The organism is Streptomyces sp. SID13666 (assembly GCF_010548325.1).
GTDB classification, from domain to species: domain Bacteria; phylum Actinomycetota; class Actinomycetes; order Streptomycetales; family Streptomycetaceae; genus Actinacidiphila; species Actinacidiphila fildesensis.
In genome coordinates this window covers 1-672 of record NZ_JAAGLX010000153.1, presented here as the reverse complement: position 1 = coordinate 672, position 672 = coordinate 1, and the positions used below count along the sequence as shown (strand labels likewise).

Annotated in this window: 1 pseudogene; it reads left to right on the top strand. The window is 65.0% G+C overall.

The window, feature by feature from the left end:
- Positions 1-112: 112 nt before the first annotated feature.
- Positions 113-672, top strand: a pseudogene (locus tag G3I60_RS43845) (hypothetical protein); the annotation flags it as partial.

The following is a 672-nucleotide window of genomic DNA, read 5'->3' as shown; positions in this document are numbered from 1 at the left end:
TCGCTCCTACGTTGCGAAAACCTTTCAGGTCAGTTTTCTGTGCTCTTCGGATCATGAACGTCGGCGCCATCGCGACCACACGTCTGTCAGGCAACGGGACAGGGAGCCTCCGATGAGAAGACCGCACTCCTTACTGGTACGACGTCGGCGCACGAGATACCTCCTCGTCGCCCTGCTGCTCACCCTCGCCTCTGTCCTCACCGCGCCCCCGGCCGCAGCCGCGCAGACCATCGGGTTCCCGACGTTCAGCTGCCCCGCGGTCCCGGCCGCGCCCCTCGCCCAGACCGCCGGTTACATGATGAAGGCCATCTACGACTCGGAGAGTTCCGGCACCGACTTCTGGATGGACCGTCTGCTGGCCCGCTCCGGCGACGACCCGGCCGGCCCCTGGCTGATGAGCCGTGGCCGCGCGCTCTTCATGAAGACCCACGATCCGGCGATCCTCGGTTTCGGCGGCCATGTCGCCTACTGGGAGAGCGTCAACGACCAGAACGCCTACAGCGTCGCGATCAGTCCGGGCACCTTCACCGAGCAGGTCTCCCAGCGCCGGCAGATGCCCAGCCACTGGAACAGCGTGCACACCAGCGGCTCGGTCACGGTGAACCAGACCAAGTTCATCACCGAGAACAACGTGGCAGTGACCAACCTGTCGATCAAGAACAACGGCAGCGG